We start from the raw sequence: 17,048 nt of genomic DNA on the forward strand, positions 1-17,048 counted from the left end.
TACTCCAAATTTTATTGAGTTAACGGTTTTCAACCTTGCTCTGTTGGTACTAAAGTTTAAGAAGCAGCAGGGAAGGTCTTCCCATTTAGACAGTAGGCAAAGGAAACCAAGATGTCCGAACAAACATATCGACTTGTTACTCGCAGTGATTTTGATGGTCTAGTATGCGCGGTGTTATTGAAGCAGCTTAATTTGATTGATGATATCAAGTTCGTACACCCTAAAGACATGCAAGATGGGCTTGTTGACATAACTCCAAACGATATTGTGACGAACTTGCCCTATGTGGCAGACGCTCATTTGATTTTTGACCACCACTTGTCCGAGACGATTCGCAACGCGGGCGAGCGCCCCAATCACATTATTGACCCTAATGCGCCTTCTGCCGCGCGTGTGGTTTGGGATTACTACGGTGGGGAGGCGGTCTTCCCATCACACTGGACAGATATGATGGAAGCCGTCGATAAGGGTGATTCCGCTCAATTCAATCGAGATGAGGTGTTAGATTCGACCGGATGGAACTTGCTCAACTTCCTCATGGATGCCCGCACGGGCTTAGGTCGTTTCCGCGAGTTTCGTATTTCCAATTACAACCTGATGATGGATCTTATCGAATACTGTAAAAATCACACTATCGAAGACATTCTGGCACTGCCAGATGTCAAAGAGCGTATTGATTTGTATCGCGAGCACGAAGCCCTGTTCAAAGAGCAGATCATGCGCTGCGCCACGGTGTACGACAACTTGGTGCTGCTTGACCTCACCAATGAAGAGACCATCTATGCGGGCAACCGCTTTATGATTTATGCGCTATTCCCACAATGCAACATCTCGATTCACAAGATGTGGGGATTCAAAAAACAAAACACCGTCTTCGCGACGGGAAAATCCATTTTTGATCGCAGCTCTAAAACCAACGTTGGTGAGTTGATGCTGAAGTACGGCGGTGGTGGTCATAAAGCGGCCGGGACTTGCCAAATCGATAACGACAAAGCCGACCAAGTCGAACAAGCACTGATCGCGGCGATCACCGCAGACGGTTAGGCTAAAACGTTGATCACAATAGATAAATGATACAAGCCCCGCTCAGTTGAGCGGGGCTTGTCATTAGGCGTGCGTGTTATCGAGAATCCGTTGCCAAAAAGATGACCAGTGTTCAGGACAAGGTGCACACTTGCTCATCATCCAGCGCTTAAAGCGGCATCACACGGTTGCGTCCGAGCTGTTTGGCTTCGTAGAGTAGCCCATCGGCTCGGCCAATTAGCGATTCAGCACTTTCACCCACTTCAAACTCTGCAACGCCGAGTGACATGGTAATGTTGCCCACCGGTTTGTTAGAGCGCTTGTCACGGATAGAGAGCTTTTCTACCGCGCGGCGTAGGCTATCGGCGAACTGTCTGGCGATCCTCAGTGACTTATTGGGGACAATCAGGGCAAATTCTTCGCCGCCAAAGCGATAGGCATGGATCCCCTCGCGGCAGCTCAATTGGATGCGCTTTGCGATGCCTTTGATGACCGTGTCCCCAAACAAGTGGCCGTAGGTGTCGTTATAGCCTTTAAAATGGTCAATATCAGCCAGAATGAGACACATGTTCTGCTCGGAGCGAATAAGGGTGCGAAGATCATTGTCAAATGCGCGGCGGTTGTAGAGGCTGGTGAGCGAGTCAAATAGCGCGTCTTGCTGCACTTCGGCCAGTTGCGCTTTGAGCAAATTAATTTCAGCGGTCGCTGTCTCAAGTTGGCTGTTTAAAAAACGGGTTGAATGACGAATTTCATGGGAGTCCGACACCAATTGGCGCACCACTTTCATCACTTCGTCGATGGTCATCGAGTTACCATCGACTCGCTCTAAGCTCTCAAAGCTTTTGTCTATCATTTGCGAGAATTGAGAGGTGTCAGTGAGCGTATCGCTAACTGAGCTCGCTACCTCATTGACCAATATTTCGATGTTGGCTCGCAGGTTGCTCATATCGGTTTCGACTTGGCCTGCCACATGGGTTTTGTAGAGTTGCTCGCAGGTAGCGGGTGGGCAGATGCCATAGTTTTCTAGCACGGCATCGAGTTCACGATTCAATCTGGGAATCGCATTATCTACATAAGTGTACCAAAGCGCATAGTTTGAGGGTGTGGCCGCAACATGATGTTTCATCATCAGGGGCACCGCTTTTTTCAAATTCGCCGTCGACTTTTTGAAATCTTCGTCTGTCATCGTTGTTGTATAGTTTTAACCGTAACAGGAGTCTTAAAATAAGATTAGTGGATATTGATGAATGATGCCTAAATTTATTAAAATTAACGAGTTTTTATTTAGGCCATTCATGCAAATGCGTGATGTATATCGTGTAAAAATATCAGCCGAATTGAGCGCTTGGTGTTTAAATCATCACTTTGCCTAGATGCCGGCCGCGCCTAAATGCTGACCGCATCGGCGTTGCGCACGTTTCCTTCTTCCAGTTTGGCCGCCCCGCGCAGCATCGCCTTAATCAGGTCTGCGGCATTGAACTTCTCTAACGCTTCATGGGCGCCGACTTGATGTGCTCTGTCGACACAAATTTCACTCGATAAAGAGGTATGTAAAATGATATACACTCGGCTAAGCTGCTGTTCGCTTTGAGTTTCAAACGCCAGTTCGTAGCCATCCAGGCCCGGCATTTCAATGTCGCTCACCAAGAGTTCAATCGGTTTGCCGCGCGCGGCCTCTTCACGCATCAACTGCAATGCATCGAGTCCATTGTTACAAATCTTGTAAGGGATATTTATGCTGTCGAGCGCATCCCCCAGTTGCTTACGTGCAATGGAAGAGTCATCCACCAACAAAATATTGAGCGCTTTTAGGCGCTCGCGCTCAATGTCTGTGAGCATTGGAATTTTGGTTGATTCGTACTGCGGGTAAATCTTGGCGAGCAGCAGCTCAACATCCAACATCTGCACAATTTTGTCTTGATAGCGTGTGATCCCCGTGACGAACACATTGTTGCCGGCACTTTTGGGTGCCGATTCGATCGCTTTCCAGTCACATTCGATAATTTTTTCAATCGAGCGCACCATAAACGCCACGACAGTACGCAGACAATCGGTCACGATCAGGTAGCAATCGTTGTATTCCTCCGGCTGAATAGGACGAAAGCCAATCGCGGCCGGCATATTAATCACAGGTATGGTCTTGTCGCGAATGGTCACAGTGCCAATCACATGATGATGCGAGTAGGGTATTTGAGTGGTTGGCTGAAAAGGTACGATTTCGCGTACTTTCAGTGTGCCGATCGCAAACAGTTGTTTGTTGCTGGTCAACGTGAACATCAACATGCCTTGTGACTGATTTGCTTTACTCGGAGTTTTCGCCATTTACTTCATACTCTCGTTGGGTCTCTATCTATATTAAAGGGTAATGGATCTTGAGGTAGGTTCAATGATATCGGGCAAATTTAGTCTTACTTGAATGGCATTCGCAGCATTAATGACACTCAAGCTTCAAACATGGGGTGAAGATCTCACTTTGTTTGGTTACAATCACGCTCCGTTGAAATCTACCTAACATTGAGGTTTGTACTATGGCCAACACTGCCGCCGCACTCCATATTCTGGTTAAGCACAAAGAGCAAGCCGAAGACATCATTAAACAGTTGAAAAAAGGCGCGAAATTCCAGACTCTGGCAAAGAAATACTCCACCTGTCCATCTGGCAAACGCGGCGGTGATCTCGGTGAATTCCGTCGCGGTCAGATGGTGCCTCAGTTTGACAAAGTCTGTTTTCAGGGTGAGACACTGGTCCCGCACCTAGTGAAAACCAAGTTTGGTTGGCATGTGGTAAAGGTTCTATACCGCACCTAATACTTTATTAATCGCTATTTTCATACCACCGCTGTCCGTAAGCTGAGATCTTTCGAGCGCTTTGTAAACAAGTTGATTGACCGGGGTAGGAATATCGGTTATTCCCATTAACGCTCAGATGAGAATTAGACTAAATGGTCTAAATTTCTAAATATTGTAATGAGTGTTGGCATGAAACGGACTTTGAGTTGCTCATTATCAGTTCTAGCAACTTACATGAGATGTTTATGCGCAAGTTTTCGTTTTTATTCGCTTCTGTTCTTCTTTCGACCGGGCTTTCTGCTCAAGAGAAGCACCATGAAGATCCAACCAAAATTGTCACCAAAGCTGGTTTTGCCTACAGTGAAGGGCTGAAGTTCTCTGGTTCGATTGGCCTTGATGATGCGCGCATGATCAATGGGCGTATCAACGCGGATGGCGATGAGTGGCGCGTCGGGGGCTCTTGGTTGTTGCCGATGGGTATTCTCAACTTCAACTTTAGCCGTACCGAATTTGATGATGAGGCGTACAAAAACAACTACAGTATCGGCACGTTTGTTCCTTTGAGCTATTTTGATATCGAACCAATGGGCTGGCAGATATTCCCAATGGCGGGTTATAGCTACAACGACGGTGAATTTGCCGTGCGTGATGAGAGCGACATTGAGAACGACTACGTCTTAATGCCAGCTTCGAGCCATGGTGGCTACATCGGTGCGTTTGCCCTCAAGCCGTTGACTCAGAAATGGTCGATGATGACGTTTGGCGGTGCATCACGCGGTTCGGACAGTTACTCGGGCTATTGGGGCGGTGCAGGTGCGAGCTACAAAATTTCTGAGGCGCAGTCGTTCAACTTCTTCGGCATCATCGCAGACGATGATTTTGGTAAAACCAACAAACTCGGCGCGTCGTACACTTACGAGTTTAAATAACGCCCGAGCCCATATTCGGGTTAATCAGCTGCTTGGTGTTGTCTAAGCTTTGCATTACTTGTTGGCGAAACCATTGATGCGCCGGGTCTTTACTGTGCTTCTTATTCCATATCAGATAGTTCGACATCTGAGTGTGGGAGAAGGGCGGGTTGATCACTTGCAGTTGCAAACGCGCTTTAAACTGCAAAGCGACCGACAGCGGGACGATGGTGATGATGTCTGACTGGCTGCACAGCATCATATTGTTAAACAACGAACGACCGTGATAGACCACCTTACGTCGAGAAATGTCTATGTTGGTGTAGTGGCCTAAGCTGTAGGTTTGATTACGCGTGCGCTCTAAGACGGCATGGCTCTCTCCAAAATATTGCTCTTGAGTCATGCTGCCTTGAATTCGCGGATGCTGCTCGCGGCAAACAATCACAAAGCGCCCATCGAAAAGGTGGGCGCTTTCAATACTGGGTGACTCAGAAACTAAGATGTCGATCATCGCATCAAACTTTTGCGTCACTAACCCTTCATAACTCTTATCGTCATTATCCGGTTGATCGTAGATCTCAAGGGTCACTTGTGTGTCGCTCAACTTAGAGAAACCATCAAGCAAAACCCACTGCAAGTGCTCTGGCGCGGCCAAGACAAATTTACGCTGTGAGGTGCGTGGATTAAACTGTTCGAGCGCATTAAACACCCCACCGAGTTGCTGGATGGGGTCTCGTACTTGTTCGTAGAGGCTTAACGCATAAGTGGTCGGTACCACCCCTCGACCTTGACGGATAAACAGCTCTTGCCCGAGTTCTTGTTTAAGCCTTGCAATCGCCGTACTGATGGTGGATTGGTTGGTGCTTAAATGATCCGCTGCTCGGCTCAGTGAGCCATGCTCTATCACGGTGGCGAATACAGCCAGCAGGTTGAAATTAGGGATGTCGTTGTTTTTCATGAGCTTACTTACCTATCGTATCCGCCGATTCTACTTTTAATTATATATCGTAATTTCGATGAATTGAAATCGTATTGCTCTGTGTTTGCGATGGGTATCAAGTCATACAATCACTGCGAAAGATTAAATGTTTCCTGACAAAATTAAGGTCGTGAAAATGGCAATGACATTGAAAAAACTCGCGCTCCTACTGGCTATCGCAAGTGCGCTCTTCGCAACGGGCTGTGCGACGGAATCTAACACGCCAACCGTTGAAGCAACGTCAACGGTTGGTAGTGAGCTTCGCACTTCTCAAGCGGCTCAATACCAAAATATTGACTTACTGGCTCGCTACAGCAGCGATGTACTTTTTGAACACGAGTCGAACATGTTCTGGGGGCCAGGTGAGCGTATTCAAGTGTTGTCAAAAACGGGTGAATCTTTGGCGTTTACCCAGGAGTCTGACCATGTTCACCCAAGCCTCACCAAGCACGGCCTGAAAATGGACCAAGCCATTATCCAAGTGGATCACAACATCTACCTAGGTTACGGCTTTGGTCTTGATACACCAGTGATGATTGAAGGTGATGACGGCATCATCGTGATCGATCCAGGCGAATCGGTACAAATGGCACAATCAGTGAAAGAGCAATTTGAAGCTATCACAGATAAGCCAGTGAAAGCGATCATCTACACACACAACCACATTGACCATATTGCCGGCGTTCGCGCTTGGGTAACCGACGAGCAAGTGGCGTCTGGTGAAGTAAAAATCATCGCACAAGAAACCCTGACTGCGGCAGTGGCAAACTGGTCATCAAACCTAGGTCCACTGTTTGGTCACCGCACATCTTACACTGGCGCAAAACACGTTCCTGAAGGTGAGTTCGGTACTGTTAATGACGGCCTAGGTCCACGCTTTATGCAAGGCGACATCTCATTCATCGAGCCAAACCTTGAGTTTAAAGATCGTCTAGACATCACGATTGCGGGCGTCAAGCTTGAAATCGTTCACGTACCATCTGAAACGGCGGATGAGCTGGTCGTTTACCTACCAGAGCAAAAAGTACTGCACGCAGCAGAAGTATTGCAAGGTGAAAACTTCCCTAACCTGCATACGATTCGTGGTACCAAATTCCGTGACCCATCGGTATGGTTCAAAGGCATCGACATCATGCGTCAGTTCGACACTGAAGTCATGATTAACTCTCACGGTCGTCCTGTGGAAGGCAAAGAAGCGGTATCGAATGTCTTGACGGCTTACCGCGATGCGATTCAATACGTGCACGACCAAACCATCCGCAACATGAACAAAGGCCTAACACCTGATGAGCTTGTTGAAGCAGTGAAATTGCCAGCACACTTGGCTGGACACCCTTGGCTTGGTGAGCACTACGGTACCGTTGCACACTCAGTTCGTCAGATTTACGTGGGTTACAACGGCTTCTTCGAAGGTGACCCGTGGCAGCTAGAGCCAATGGCGTACGAGCAACGCGCGAAAGCGTTTGTTGAAATCATGGGTGGCCGAGACAACATCATGCACACAGCGCAAGCGGCTATCGATGCAGGTAACCACACCTTCGCAGCAGAAATTTTGTCTTACCCAATCACGGTCAACAAAGACGACATGGGTGCGCGTGAACTAAAAGCGACCGCTTACAAAGCGTGGGCTGCTGAGCAGGTCAACATCAACTGGCGTAACTGGGCGCTAAACGCGGCGGCTGAACTTGAGGGTACACGCGACTTCTCTAACATGATCAGCTTTGCATCCGTTGACGTATTGACGGCGCTACCAAGCAAGCAAATCTTTGACATGATGACGGCGACACTGATTGCGGAAAACACGCTTGATGTGAACATGGCGATGACGTACCGCTTTAGCGATACCAACGAAGCGTTCACCATCGAAATCCGCAACGGTATTGCTCAGTTGCACACTACAGCGCTTGATAACGCGGACGTTCAGATTGATACCACTCGTGCTGTATTGAATGAGATTCTTCTTGCGGGACCAAATGCACAACAAGCGATTGGTAAAAATCTGCAAGCTGGTAAATTTGCCTTCGCAGCGGGTGATATTCAAGGCTTTGGCCAGTTCATGAGCTACTTTGATAAGCCAACAGCGCCGCAAGACTTGATGCTGATTGTTCGCTAAGTCGTACATAACGTAGAGTTCATTCATCACTCTACTCAAGGACATCATTGACGACAAAGGGACCTTCACGGTCCCTTTTTGTTAATAGAGTAATGGTTTAATGAGGAATCTTATGCGTACCAAGACGTTCACGCTTTACTGCACCACGCTCGCAAAACGCGGTTTTAGTCTGGTGTTACTAGTGCTGTCACCGACGCTACTGGCGTGCGGTTTGCACCAAGCGACGGGGTTTAACTTTGTCTCAGAGCCAGGCTCGCTTGGAGTGTTTGATAAGGTGATCACCGCACGCCAATCCAACCAGTTCGCCAATCAAGCGAAACCGGAGCAGTTTTACCTGTTTGCGTTTACTCAAGCGCTATCGAAATCGGCGGACACACCAATCCCATTCTCCCTCTTTGAAGCGGTCAAAGGCCACTACAGTGAGGTCGTGTTGGGCGAAAAAGTGTCAATGAAAGGCCGTGATACGCTACCAAGCGAAGATGACCTTTTGTTGGTGACCGAGCTGGATGTGCTGGATGCCTTAGCAACAGGCGTGATCGATTGGCCGCAAGCTAAATCCCAGGGTTGGGTCGTCATCAATGGACAGCCGGCAGACGTGAAGCAGTTAGATGATTGGTTTACTGCTCTCTTTAAGGGTCAAAAAACAAATTGATGGATTAAGTTGAACGATCGTTCTTGTTGTGCTTGAATAAGTGTTCAAACAAGGAGAGCGAGTCATGCTGACATTCTATTTTCACCACACGCCAAACCCGATGAAGGTGGCGCTATTTCTGCAAGAAGCGGGGCTAGATTTTGAACTGGCGCCCGTTGATACCCTCAAAGGCGAACAACACACTCCAGAGTTTCGTCTCATTAACCCCAATGGCAAGACCCCAGCGTTGCAAGACGATGGCCAACGTGTGTTTGATTCCAACGCGATTTTGCTCTATCTGTCGGAGAAAACCGGTCAATTTGGCGGTGAAGCGAACGATCGCGCGGAACTGCTCTCTTGGCTGATGTTTGTCGCTTCTGGTCTTGGTCCGTTCTCGGGTCAGTCGGTGCACTTTAAACGCGCAGCACCTGCAGGCAACGATTACTCAGCAAACCGTTATCACCGTGAAGCGCAGCGTCATTATCAAGTGTTGGATTCACACCTTGAAGGGCGTGATTTCATTGTCGGCGATAGCTACACCATCGTTGATATGGCGGCGTGGGGTTGGATTGATAAAGCGCCGATTGTGTTAGGTGACGACGCTGCCTTAGACTCATACCCGAATCTGAAGCGCTGGTTCAACGCGATCAATGCCAGACCGGCGGTAGAGAAGGCACGCGCGATAGCAAAAACGTGTGAGTTTAAAACTGAGGTGGACGATGTGGCGCGCCGAGCGCTATTTCCGTCTAACTTTCCTAAAGAGGATTAATTCGTTTTAGGCGCGTAATGAAAAACACGGCATCGAGCGCCGTGTTTTTTAGTTTTGGATCAATGGTGGCTTACGTTCGTATCGGTGACTGGCTAAATACCGCGTCAATCATGTTTTCTATCAACAAGCGGTCGTCACAGGCGCGCGCGTAAGTGCGCAGGCCAATGATTTGCACTTGTAAATAGCGAGCCAGTTCCGCTGGATCTTGCGCCTCGCTCAGTTCACCTTGCGCTTTGGCGTCAATGAGCACCTGCTCAATCGCACTTTCTACCCGTCGAAGCAGCGTTTTCGCTTCAGCGAGCAGCTCAGGATTATCGAACTCGGTCAATTCAGCGACAGATTTTACGATCATACACATCGCGCTTGGCGCGCTGTCCCGGCTATCAATGATTAGGGCGCGCACAAATTGTTTTAGCCCCGCAAGAGGAGTATCGCTTTGCGCGACGCAGCGCTGTAGACGTTCACGACCCAACTCTGCATAGCGGTGCAACGCTTCACTAAAGAGCTTGTCTTTGCTGCCAAATGTGGCGTAGATGCTTCCAGGGCGCATATCAATGGCCTCTTGCAGCGCACGCATGGAGGTGCCGTGATAGCCCTTTTCCCAATAGAGGTCTTTGGCTTTGTCAATGACATCATCACGATTGAATTTGGCTCGGCTTGGCATAGGGATCCTTGATGTTGAGGAATGCGAGTTTGCTTTAGTATAGCGAAGGGAGTAACGATCGTTCAACTTGAGTGATTATGCGCCATGTCGCCGTGCAGAATCTTTCCTTGGTTTACTGAATCAATCAGGAGGTTTGTGTTAGCTTAGTCATATATGAGCTACAATTTGTTTATAACTTTCTTCAACTTGCTGATAAACAACAGAAACATGTGGCGATAATGCGAAGCGCACACTAGACATAGACTAGGATACTGTTTATCTTTCGTTACAGTTAAAACCAGATGGGTCATTTTGAATGAGAGACTACAACTCGCTCCAAGTTTTTCTCGTGTTAATGCAGACACATTCCACCCAATCGGCGGCGCGTAAACTTGGGCGCTCTCAATCGTATGTGTCGAAAGTGTTGGCGCAGCTGCGTGAAGACCTCGATGACCCTCTGTTTATTCGCAGTGCAGAAGGCCTCACCCCCACTTCCTATGCAATGAGCATTGAACCCAAATTGCGCAACGCCTTTGCGCAAGTTAAGCAGGCACTCAACCCAGAAGAGTTTGACCCCAAAAACGTGCAGAAAGTGGTCATCCACATGGTGGAGCCTTATGTGGTGCAAGCGGGCAAAGAGATCATTATGGCGATTCGAGAACAAACCGACGCCATCATCGAATTACGCGTTTGGAATAAACTCAGCGAATCCATGATCGAAGAGGGTGAAGTCGATATTGGTCTGCACATGCTCAATGACAAACCCCAAGTGTTCTATCAAAAGCGTATTCAGAGTGTGACGGGCGAATTTTCAGGCAATGTCGCTGGCGAATACGTCAAGTTTTTGGTCTCTGGCATCAACGACTACCACAACTACTTTCAGCGCCTTGACCCAAGCATCGAAGCGAGCATTTTTGTCGACAACTATGATTTAATGAATCAATTGATGGATCGTTGCTACACGGTTCGCTATCGACCTGTAAGACCTGATGACGGCCACGCCAAAGTGACGTTGGAAGCGGCGTTGATCACCAAATCATCACGTCGCAATTCGGCTAAAACCAAATGGTTGATGAACATCATTGAGCCCATCATTCTTAATCAAGCGTTGAACTGGCAGCAGTAACGTGTCAATCAAATAGAAAGCAATAAAAAAAGCGCGCTGTGATTCACAGCGCGCTTTTTTACGTCAAGAAATCATTACAAAGCAGAGAGGTAAGCTTTGTATGCTTTCAAACGTACGGTTGCACCACCAATGATGTCCATGAAACCGAGCATCTGGTGCGGCTTTTTCGCCGATACCCAACCTGAACCGGTTGCACCGATTGGGATGTTGTAACCTTCTGGTTCTACAAATTCGATGACAATGGTACGGCCGTGTGAGCCCATATTGTTACCGACGTGCTGACGAACATGTTGGGAACCGTTGAAGACAGACACTTGCGCTTCACCGGTACCGGTTGTGATGCTGTGTACGCGGCCACGGAAGATTTCACCTGGGTAAGCATCGACGTAAAACTCAGCAAACTGACCAATTTCGATGCCGCTGTATGTTTGATCGGCGATACGCATTTCAACAAACTTTTTGCTGGTATCGTACAGGTGCATGTTACCAATGCGTGTACCTTGAACGATGTTGGTGATGCCTAGCTGACCATCAAACGGCGCGCGGATTTCACGGCGATCGTTTTGCCAATCAGCGGTGGCGATCTGTGCTTCAATATTAAGGATTTGCGCATTCACCGAGGCGATCTTCGCTTCCGTGGTCTCAATGCGAGTACGGGTGTCGTCGCGCTGGGCTTCGTTAGCAAAATCTTTCAGTTTATTGAGACGGTCGAGCGTTTTACGATCGTTGTCCATCTGGCGCACCAGTGCGAGAATTTCCGCTTCCGCCGCTGATTTTTGCGCGTTTAGGCTTTTCATTTGAGACACGGTATCTTCGGTTCTCAGCGTGTAAATCAAGTCGCCTTTTTTCACGTGTTGGTTGTGCGTGACATACACTTGATCGATCTCTTGACCAAGCAGTGGGCTAAGTACCGCGTGCGGCGCTTTAACTGTGGTACTGTCAGTCAGGTCCGCAGGCGACCAAAAGCGGTGAGCGGTAAACAGCGCTATCGCGATGAAAAAGCCTGTCCCGATCATGATAGCCGCGTTGCGTAGTGTCCATTGCACCACACCCGCCTTCACCAAGATCCAACAGATCAGAACGTAAGGTAGCATAATTTCTTTCATGGATTAGTCCTCGACGCGTGCTTGGCTTTCAGGCTTGCGGCCATTGCGAATAATGTTAGAGATTTCGTTGGCTAACACGTCCCAACGAGCGAATGCGATGATGATGGCAAGAACCCACCATGTTTTGTCGATGAACAGGCCACAAAGAGACAATGCAAAAACGATTTGAGTGTGCGCGCTCGACATCTCCGCCGCTTTGTGAACCGCGACTTCGTGAAGTTGCCAAAGTAGGTAGGCGACATAGACGATCAACGCGACGGTAACAAAGAAAACGAAGCCCATGAAGATTTCAGAATCGAGTAGGCGCAAAATGGTGGGATAACCGCCAGAAAAGTACTCTTCAGGGAGTGATTTACCGTGAATGCGACCCAGCTTTGAGAGAGCAAGCGAGGAGCCAACAAGGACGGAAATGGCGACCACAGCTTTGATAATGAACAAAGCTATGTACTTGACGATCCTAATGAATTTTGCACCCGCTCCTTGATTGGATGCTTCGCTTTTTGATGGATTCATGAGCTATATTGCCTTGGTAATTATTCCATCAGCGATAATACAAGAATCTTATGTGCGATTCGGAATAACGGATATTCTGAATCTATATCACAGAATAACACATTGTTTTCACCTCACATACACAGCGATATTTATGAAATACATCTCTATTGGTTATGTTTTAGCGCACAGCAGTATGGTCAAAATGGTCATGGCGAATGAAATGATCGATTTGCTGGGTCACAAAGCGGCTGAATATTAAACTGGTGTGACTGTAATCTTTGGCAATGTGATCAGTCATACCATCGATTTTGGTCTCTTCGAGCGTCACCGTACCATCGGAGGCGACGCTATTGTCCATCATCAACAAGGGGCGTGCGCCGACGGGCAAGGTACCGGCGATGCTGCCTAGTTTTTGTGGTACTCGCCAGACACTCTCCTCATGTTGAGTGAGCCCAAATTCAGGTGCGTTGCCTAAAATGGCGCCGATACCGAGCTTCTGTATTCGCGTTGCGATAGAGGCGCCTTGAAGCGGCGAGCCAATGGCGACAACGTGTGAGATCTCATCTGTGCTCGGTTGGGTCGATTCTAGGTAGTGTTTGACAATCAATCCTCCTAAGCTGTGACCGACCAACACATTGGGTTGATGGCGGCTAAGCGCTGAACTAATGTCAGAAAACACAACTTGCTCATTGATTGCCACACTGTTGTAGCTGACCGTCTTTGTGTCATAGCCAAGGTCTCGTAACCGCTGACTGAGTGGCAGCATTGCCAGGCCATGCATATAGAGTCCATGTAATATCACGATGTTCACAACTGCCTCCCAAGAGAAATCCGCGAAATAAAATGAAGAGTAAAAAGTGGGCGGAAAACAAAATGATGGCCAAGGACTATGATGACGCGCCCGGCCGCCAGAGACAAGAGGGGCTGGCAATGAATGTGTTGCGTGATTAACTAGCGGATGGTTTGCTTGATGGTCATATCGTTACGCTTACTTGATCCAATCAAAAAGCCCCTTGCGAAGCAAGGGGCGGAAGCGGTTATTTGGCGGCTTTTTTAGCTTGCTCAACCCAAGAGTCAAACAGCGAGCGGTTGGCTTTTATCCAACCTTCAACGTGGGCCTCTATGTCCGCTGAGCTGTTTTTACCTTTGCTCATCATCATATTTTGTGCACTGATATGATTGATATCGAGTTTCATGATTTCAAACAGCTTGGCCGCAGCAGGATTTTGATTGGCGAACGTCTTGTTGGCGACGATTTTCATCGAGTTCATCTCGAACCCGTAGTTTTTGCCATTCGGCAGTGAGGTGTCGACGTCTTTGCGCTCGCCGGGTAAGGCAGAGAAAGGGACTTCCAGCCAAACGACATCTTTGCCTGGGACCAGAACGCCACTTACCCAATACGGTGTCCAAGTGTAATATAGGATTGGCTCACCTTTGTTATAGCGTGAGATGGTGTCGGCAATAATGGCAGCGTAGTTACCTTGGTTGTGCGTCACCGTATCACGGAGTTTATAGGCGTCGAGTTGCGCTTCGACCACCATTTCACAGCCCCAACCTGGGTTACAGCCAGTAAGATCAGCCTTGCCGTCACCATTAGCATCAAACAGCTTAGCAATTTTCGGGTCTTGCAGCTGGCCGATGTTGGAGATATTGAACTGTTCCGCGGTCTTTTTATCAATCAAATAACCTTGAGCCGCACCACTGACGTATTCGCCTTGGCGGTAGAATACGTCATCGCCGCCCGCCATGGTGTATTTATCGGCATGCAGAGGGAACCAACCGACGGCAAGAAATGTGGCATCGCCTTTCGCTACTGAGGTGTAAGCGACGTTGTAATCCACCTCTTTTGGCTCAGCCACGTCGTAGCCAAGTTCTTCGAGTGCACGACTGACGACCAGTGTTTGGAAGGTCTCTTCGGCGACGGTAGATTGCACCGGTTGTACCGCGATCCCTTCGCCCGGTAGCGATGCAGCAAAAGCAGCACCTGATAATACCAAGGCCGAGGCCGATGTCAGTTTGAATGTCTGTTTCCATAGATTATTCATTGTTGTTTCTCCCTAAGTGAAGTTCCTTGTTTTTGACTGCGTGGGCTGAGTGACTGCCTCGTGCAAGCTTGATCACTGCGCCAACAGGACCAGTGTGATACCAACGGCGCTTGGTATTGCCTGCGTTTTCGCCCAGTGCTTGGGTAATGCGATCAAGCAGTATGGCAAGAATGACGATGCCCAATCCGCCTACGGCGGCTAAGCCCATATCTAAGCGACCTATGCCGCGCAGTACCATTTGACCCAGACCACCGACCGCGATCATCGATGCAATCACCACCATAGAGAGTGACAGCATTAAGGTTTGGTTTACGCCGGCCATAATCGTAGGCAGCGCTAGCGGCAGTTGGATGCGATACAGCATTTGCTTCTTGTTGGCACCAAAGGCGTGCCCTGCTTCAATCAAGTCTTTGGGCACTTGAACGATGCCGAGTATGGTGAGCCTGACCACAGGTGGCAGCGCGAATATGATCGTCACCACAACGCCGGGCACATTACCTATACCAAAGAGCATGACAATCGGCACCAAGTAGACAAAGGCTGGGGTGGTTTGCATCGCGTCGAGCAGTGGCCTGACGACTTTCGCGGCAGTTGGGTTACGAGCCAATGCGATGCCTAAAGGTAACCCTATGAGCAAACAGAAAAAGACTGAAGTGAGTACCAAGGCCAAGGTGGTCATCGCTTGGCTCCACGCACCAATCAGACCGATAGTGAGCAGCGAAACCAAGGTCGCTACGCCCAGACGCCAATTTGAAAACTGCCATGCCAAAAGAAACAAGGCGAGTATCATGAATGGGGCAGGAGTGGAGACAAGCGCCAGTTCGAATGAGCTCAGGATCAAGTCGATGGGAACGCGGATCGCTTGGAAAAGCGGGCGACCGTGTTCGACCAGCCAGTTTAGGCCCGTCTCAACCCACGCATCGACGGGCAAGAGCGCCTCGTTGAAGGGGTGCATTAAATCGAGCGCTTGAGTTTGCGTCACTTCGGATGTAAGCCAGTCTGCGCCCTCGTCGGATGTCGCCGTTGCCCAAGGATCCGATGGTGTTGTGTTGTCTGCCGTGGTTTGCGACCACGGGTCCGTTTGAGAAGTTTCTTCTGACACCGCGTTACTCCTTATCTAGCGTCTGTAATAGGCGAGATTTGGTGATGACTCCATAGTAGTGGCCGTCTTCTCCAATGACCGGTACGGCATATGGTGAATCGGCAACGATACCAAGAATGTCATTGATGGATTGCTCGGGTGACAATGTCACCTCGTCATCTATTTGAGCACTGGTTAAAGATCGCTTCTCTTTGTGCGCTTGGCGCAGCGAGTCGAGAGAGACGATGCCGGAGTAGCGGCTAGCACGATCGACCACAATGCCAAATTCGCGGTCGTGATTCATCAGCATTTGCAGCGCTGAGCCGGGACCATCGTGCTCAGATTTTTTAAACACGGCGGTCGGCTGTTTTCGGGCGATGTCTTTCGCTGTGAGGACGCTGGCCACATTGACGCCTTTGAAGAAGGCTTCAACGTAATCATTGGCAGGGTTGTTGAGAATATCATCTGGTGTGCCGACTTGGACCACTTGTCCGTCTTGCATGATGGCAATGCGATCTCCAATTCGCATCGCTTCATCAAGATCGTGCGATATAAATACGATGGTGCGTTTATCATCGTTTTGAAGACGAATCAGTTCGTCTTGCATTTCGCTACGGATCAGCGGGTCAAGGGCGGAGAAGGCTTCGTCCATCAACAGAATATCAGGGTCACAGGCTAGCGCCCGAGCCAGTCCGACACGCTGCTGCATACCGCCAGAGAGCTCATCGGGGAAGGAATCCGCATAGCTTTCTAAGCCGACGCGCTCTAGTGCCGATAGAGCACAGCGATTTCGCTCTTCCAAACTAATACCAGCGAGTTCTAGGCCAAAAGCGGCGTTCTCAACCACAGTCATGTGAGGCATTAGGGCGAAGTTTTGAAACACCATGGAGATGTTGTGGCGACGGACTTCTCGCAGTGCCTGCTCTGAAATCGAAGCAATGTCATTGCCTTTAAACAGAACACTGCCACGTGTTGGCTCAATCAATCGATTGAGCAGTCGCACTAAGGTGGACTTGCCAGAGCCCGATAGACCCATGATGACGAAGATCTCGCCTTCATTGATCGAGAGTGAGACATCATTGACCCCGACAGTGAGGCCAGTTTTGTCGAAGATAGTGTCTTTATCCAACCCTTTTTCCAACAGGTCGAATGCGTGATTGGGTTCATCACCAAACACTTTGTACAGTCCCTTTACTTCCAGTATGGGATCCATCAAAGATTTCCTTTTTTGCTCAAAAACGTTAGTACACTAAACAATATTTAATGGAATTTCAAATCGGAGGTGATAAAAATCACATAACCAAATCGGTCTGTTAATGAGTTTTTTGTCACTATATGTC

Annotated in this window: 17 protein-coding genes; 7 read left to right on the forward strand and 10 right to left on the reverse strand. The window is 48.8% G+C overall.

Annotated features, from left to right (window positions below; all coding sequences use genetic code 11):
* Positions 1-111: 111 nt before the first annotated feature.
* Positions 112-1,044, forward strand: coding sequence for an exopolyphosphatase (locus AC6R1A_RS14460; RefSeq protein WP_334552046.1), 933 nt, complete (start codon positions 112-114; stop codon positions 1,042-1,044).
* Positions 1,045-1,192: 148 nt separating this feature from the next.
* Here AC6R1A_RS14460 and AC6R1A_RS14465 read toward each other — a convergent pair whose 3' ends face one another.
* Together AC6R1A_RS14465 and AC6R1A_RS14470 are read right to left on the reverse strand one after the other, a co-directional pair.
* Complete coding sequence (locus AC6R1A_RS14465) at positions 1,193-2,209, reverse strand: GGDEF domain-containing protein (RefSeq protein ID WP_500633654.1); 1,017 nt, start codon at positions 2,207-2,209, stop codon at positions 1,193-1,195.
* Positions 2,210-2,409: 200 nt separating this feature from the next.
* Positions 2,410-3,345 carry a chemotaxis protein gene (locus AC6R1A_RS14470; protein ID WP_500630751.1) on the reverse strand — a complete coding sequence of 312 codons (936 nt, stop codon included), beginning with the start codon at positions 3,343-3,345 and terminating at the stop codon, positions 2,410-2,412.
* Positions 3,346-3,551: 206 nt separating this feature from the next.
* Between AC6R1A_RS14470 and ppiC the strand changes: the two genes are divergently transcribed.
* Together ppiC and AC6R1A_RS14480 are read left to right on the forward strand one after the other, a co-directional pair.
* Positions 3,552-3,830 carry a peptidylprolyl isomerase PpiC gene (gene ppiC, locus AC6R1A_RS14475; RefSeq protein WP_334552043.1) on the forward strand — a complete coding sequence of 93 codons (279 nt, stop codon included), beginning with the start codon at positions 3,552-3,554 and terminating at the stop codon, positions 3,828-3,830.
* A 227-nt stretch (positions 3,831-4,057) separates the two neighbouring features.
* Complete coding sequence (locus tag AC6R1A_RS14480; RefSeq protein ID WP_500630752.1) at positions 4,058-4,741, forward strand: hypothetical protein; 684 nt, start codon at positions 4,058-4,060, stop codon at positions 4,739-4,741.
* Here the strand turns inward: AC6R1A_RS14480 and AC6R1A_RS14485 are convergent.
* The gene (locus tag AC6R1A_RS14485; protein WP_500629516.1) at positions 4,734-5,678 is read right to left on the reverse strand and encodes a LysR family transcriptional regulator; all 945 of its coding nucleotides are present in this window, start codon (positions 5,676-5,678) and stop codon (positions 4,734-4,736) included. The genes AC6R1A_RS14480 and AC6R1A_RS14485 overlap by 8 nt on opposite strands.
* 157 nt (positions 5,679-5,835) lie before the next feature.
* Here AC6R1A_RS14485 and AC6R1A_RS14490 point away from each other — a divergent pair, with 157 nt between their 5' ends.
* From AC6R1A_RS14490 to AC6R1A_RS14500, 3 genes are all read left to right on the forward strand, one after another.
* Positions 5,836-7,812 (forward strand): alkyl sulfatase dimerization domain-containing protein, encoded by a 1,977-nt coding sequence (locus AC6R1A_RS14490; RefSeq protein ID WP_500633656.1) that lies wholly within the window; start codon positions 5,836-5,838, stop codon positions 7,810-7,812.
* Positions 7,813-7,924: 112 nt separating this feature from the next.
* Positions 7,925-8,464, forward strand: a complete 540-nt coding sequence (locus AC6R1A_RS14495; protein WP_500633657.1) for a hypothetical protein — start codon at positions 7,925-7,927, stop codon at positions 8,462-8,464.
* A gap of 64 nt (positions 8,465-8,528) precedes the next feature.
* On the forward strand, positions 8,529-9,212 hold the full coding sequence (locus AC6R1A_RS14500) for a glutathione S-transferase family protein (RefSeq protein ID WP_500633658.1): 684 nt from the start codon (positions 8,529-8,531) through the stop codon (positions 9,210-9,212).
* Between the two features lie 70 nt (positions 9,213-9,282).
* On the opposite strand, the gene AC6R1A_RS14505 is transcribed toward AC6R1A_RS14500, so the two are convergent.
* Positions 9,283-9,876: a TetR/AcrR family transcriptional regulator gene (locus AC6R1A_RS14505; protein WP_500633659.1), complete on the reverse strand. Its 594-nt coding sequence runs from the start codon at positions 9,874-9,876 to the stop codon at positions 9,283-9,285.
* A 295-nt stretch (positions 9,877-10,171) separates the two neighbouring features.
* On the opposite strand from AC6R1A_RS14505, the gene AC6R1A_RS14510 reads away from it, so the two are divergent.
* Positions 10,172-10,981 carry a LysR family transcriptional regulator gene (locus AC6R1A_RS14510; protein ID WP_500633660.1) on the forward strand — a complete coding sequence of 270 codons (810 nt, stop codon included), beginning with the start codon at positions 10,172-10,174 and terminating at the stop codon, positions 10,979-10,981.
* A gap of 74 nt (positions 10,982-11,055) precedes the next feature.
* Here AC6R1A_RS14510 and AC6R1A_RS14515 read toward each other — a convergent pair whose 3' ends face one another.
* From AC6R1A_RS14515 to proV, 6 genes are all read right to left on the reverse strand, one after another.
* On the reverse strand, positions 11,056-12,087 hold the full coding sequence (locus tag AC6R1A_RS14515; protein ID WP_487902282.1) for an HlyD family secretion protein: 1,032 nt from the start codon (positions 12,085-12,087) through the stop codon (positions 11,056-11,058).
* Between the two features lie 3 nt (positions 12,088-12,090).
* Entirely contained in the window at positions 12,091-12,600 is a 510-nt protein-coding gene (locus AC6R1A_RS14520) for a magnesium transporter (protein WP_334552032.1), read from the reverse strand.
* 160 nt (positions 12,601-12,760) lie between these two features.
* Entirely contained in the window at positions 12,761-13,393 is a 633-nt protein-coding gene (locus AC6R1A_RS14525) for an esterase/lipase family protein (protein WP_500626676.1), read from the reverse strand.
* A gap of 226 nt (positions 13,394-13,619) precedes the next feature.
* Positions 13,620-14,627 carry a glycine betaine/L-proline ABC transporter substrate-binding protein ProX gene (gene proX / locus AC6R1A_RS14530; protein WP_500633661.1) on the reverse strand — a complete coding sequence of 336 codons (1,008 nt, stop codon included), beginning with the start codon at positions 14,625-14,627 and terminating at the stop codon, positions 13,620-13,622.
* Entirely contained in the window at positions 14,620-15,729 is a 1,110-nt protein-coding gene (proW, locus tag AC6R1A_RS14535; protein ID WP_500629509.1) for a glycine betaine/L-proline ABC transporter permease ProW, read from the reverse strand. Before proW ends, proX begins: the two co-directional genes overlap by 8 nt.
* 4 nt (positions 15,730-15,733) lie before the next feature.
* Entirely contained in the window at positions 15,734-16,921 is a 1,188-nt protein-coding gene (gene proV, locus AC6R1A_RS14540; protein WP_500630756.1) for a glycine betaine/L-proline ABC transporter ATP-binding protein ProV, read from the reverse strand.
* Between the last annotated feature and the right edge of the window lie 127 nt (positions 16,922-17,048).

It is taken from the genome of Vibrio sp. R10-SG3-ISO3 (genome assembly GCF_059834225.1).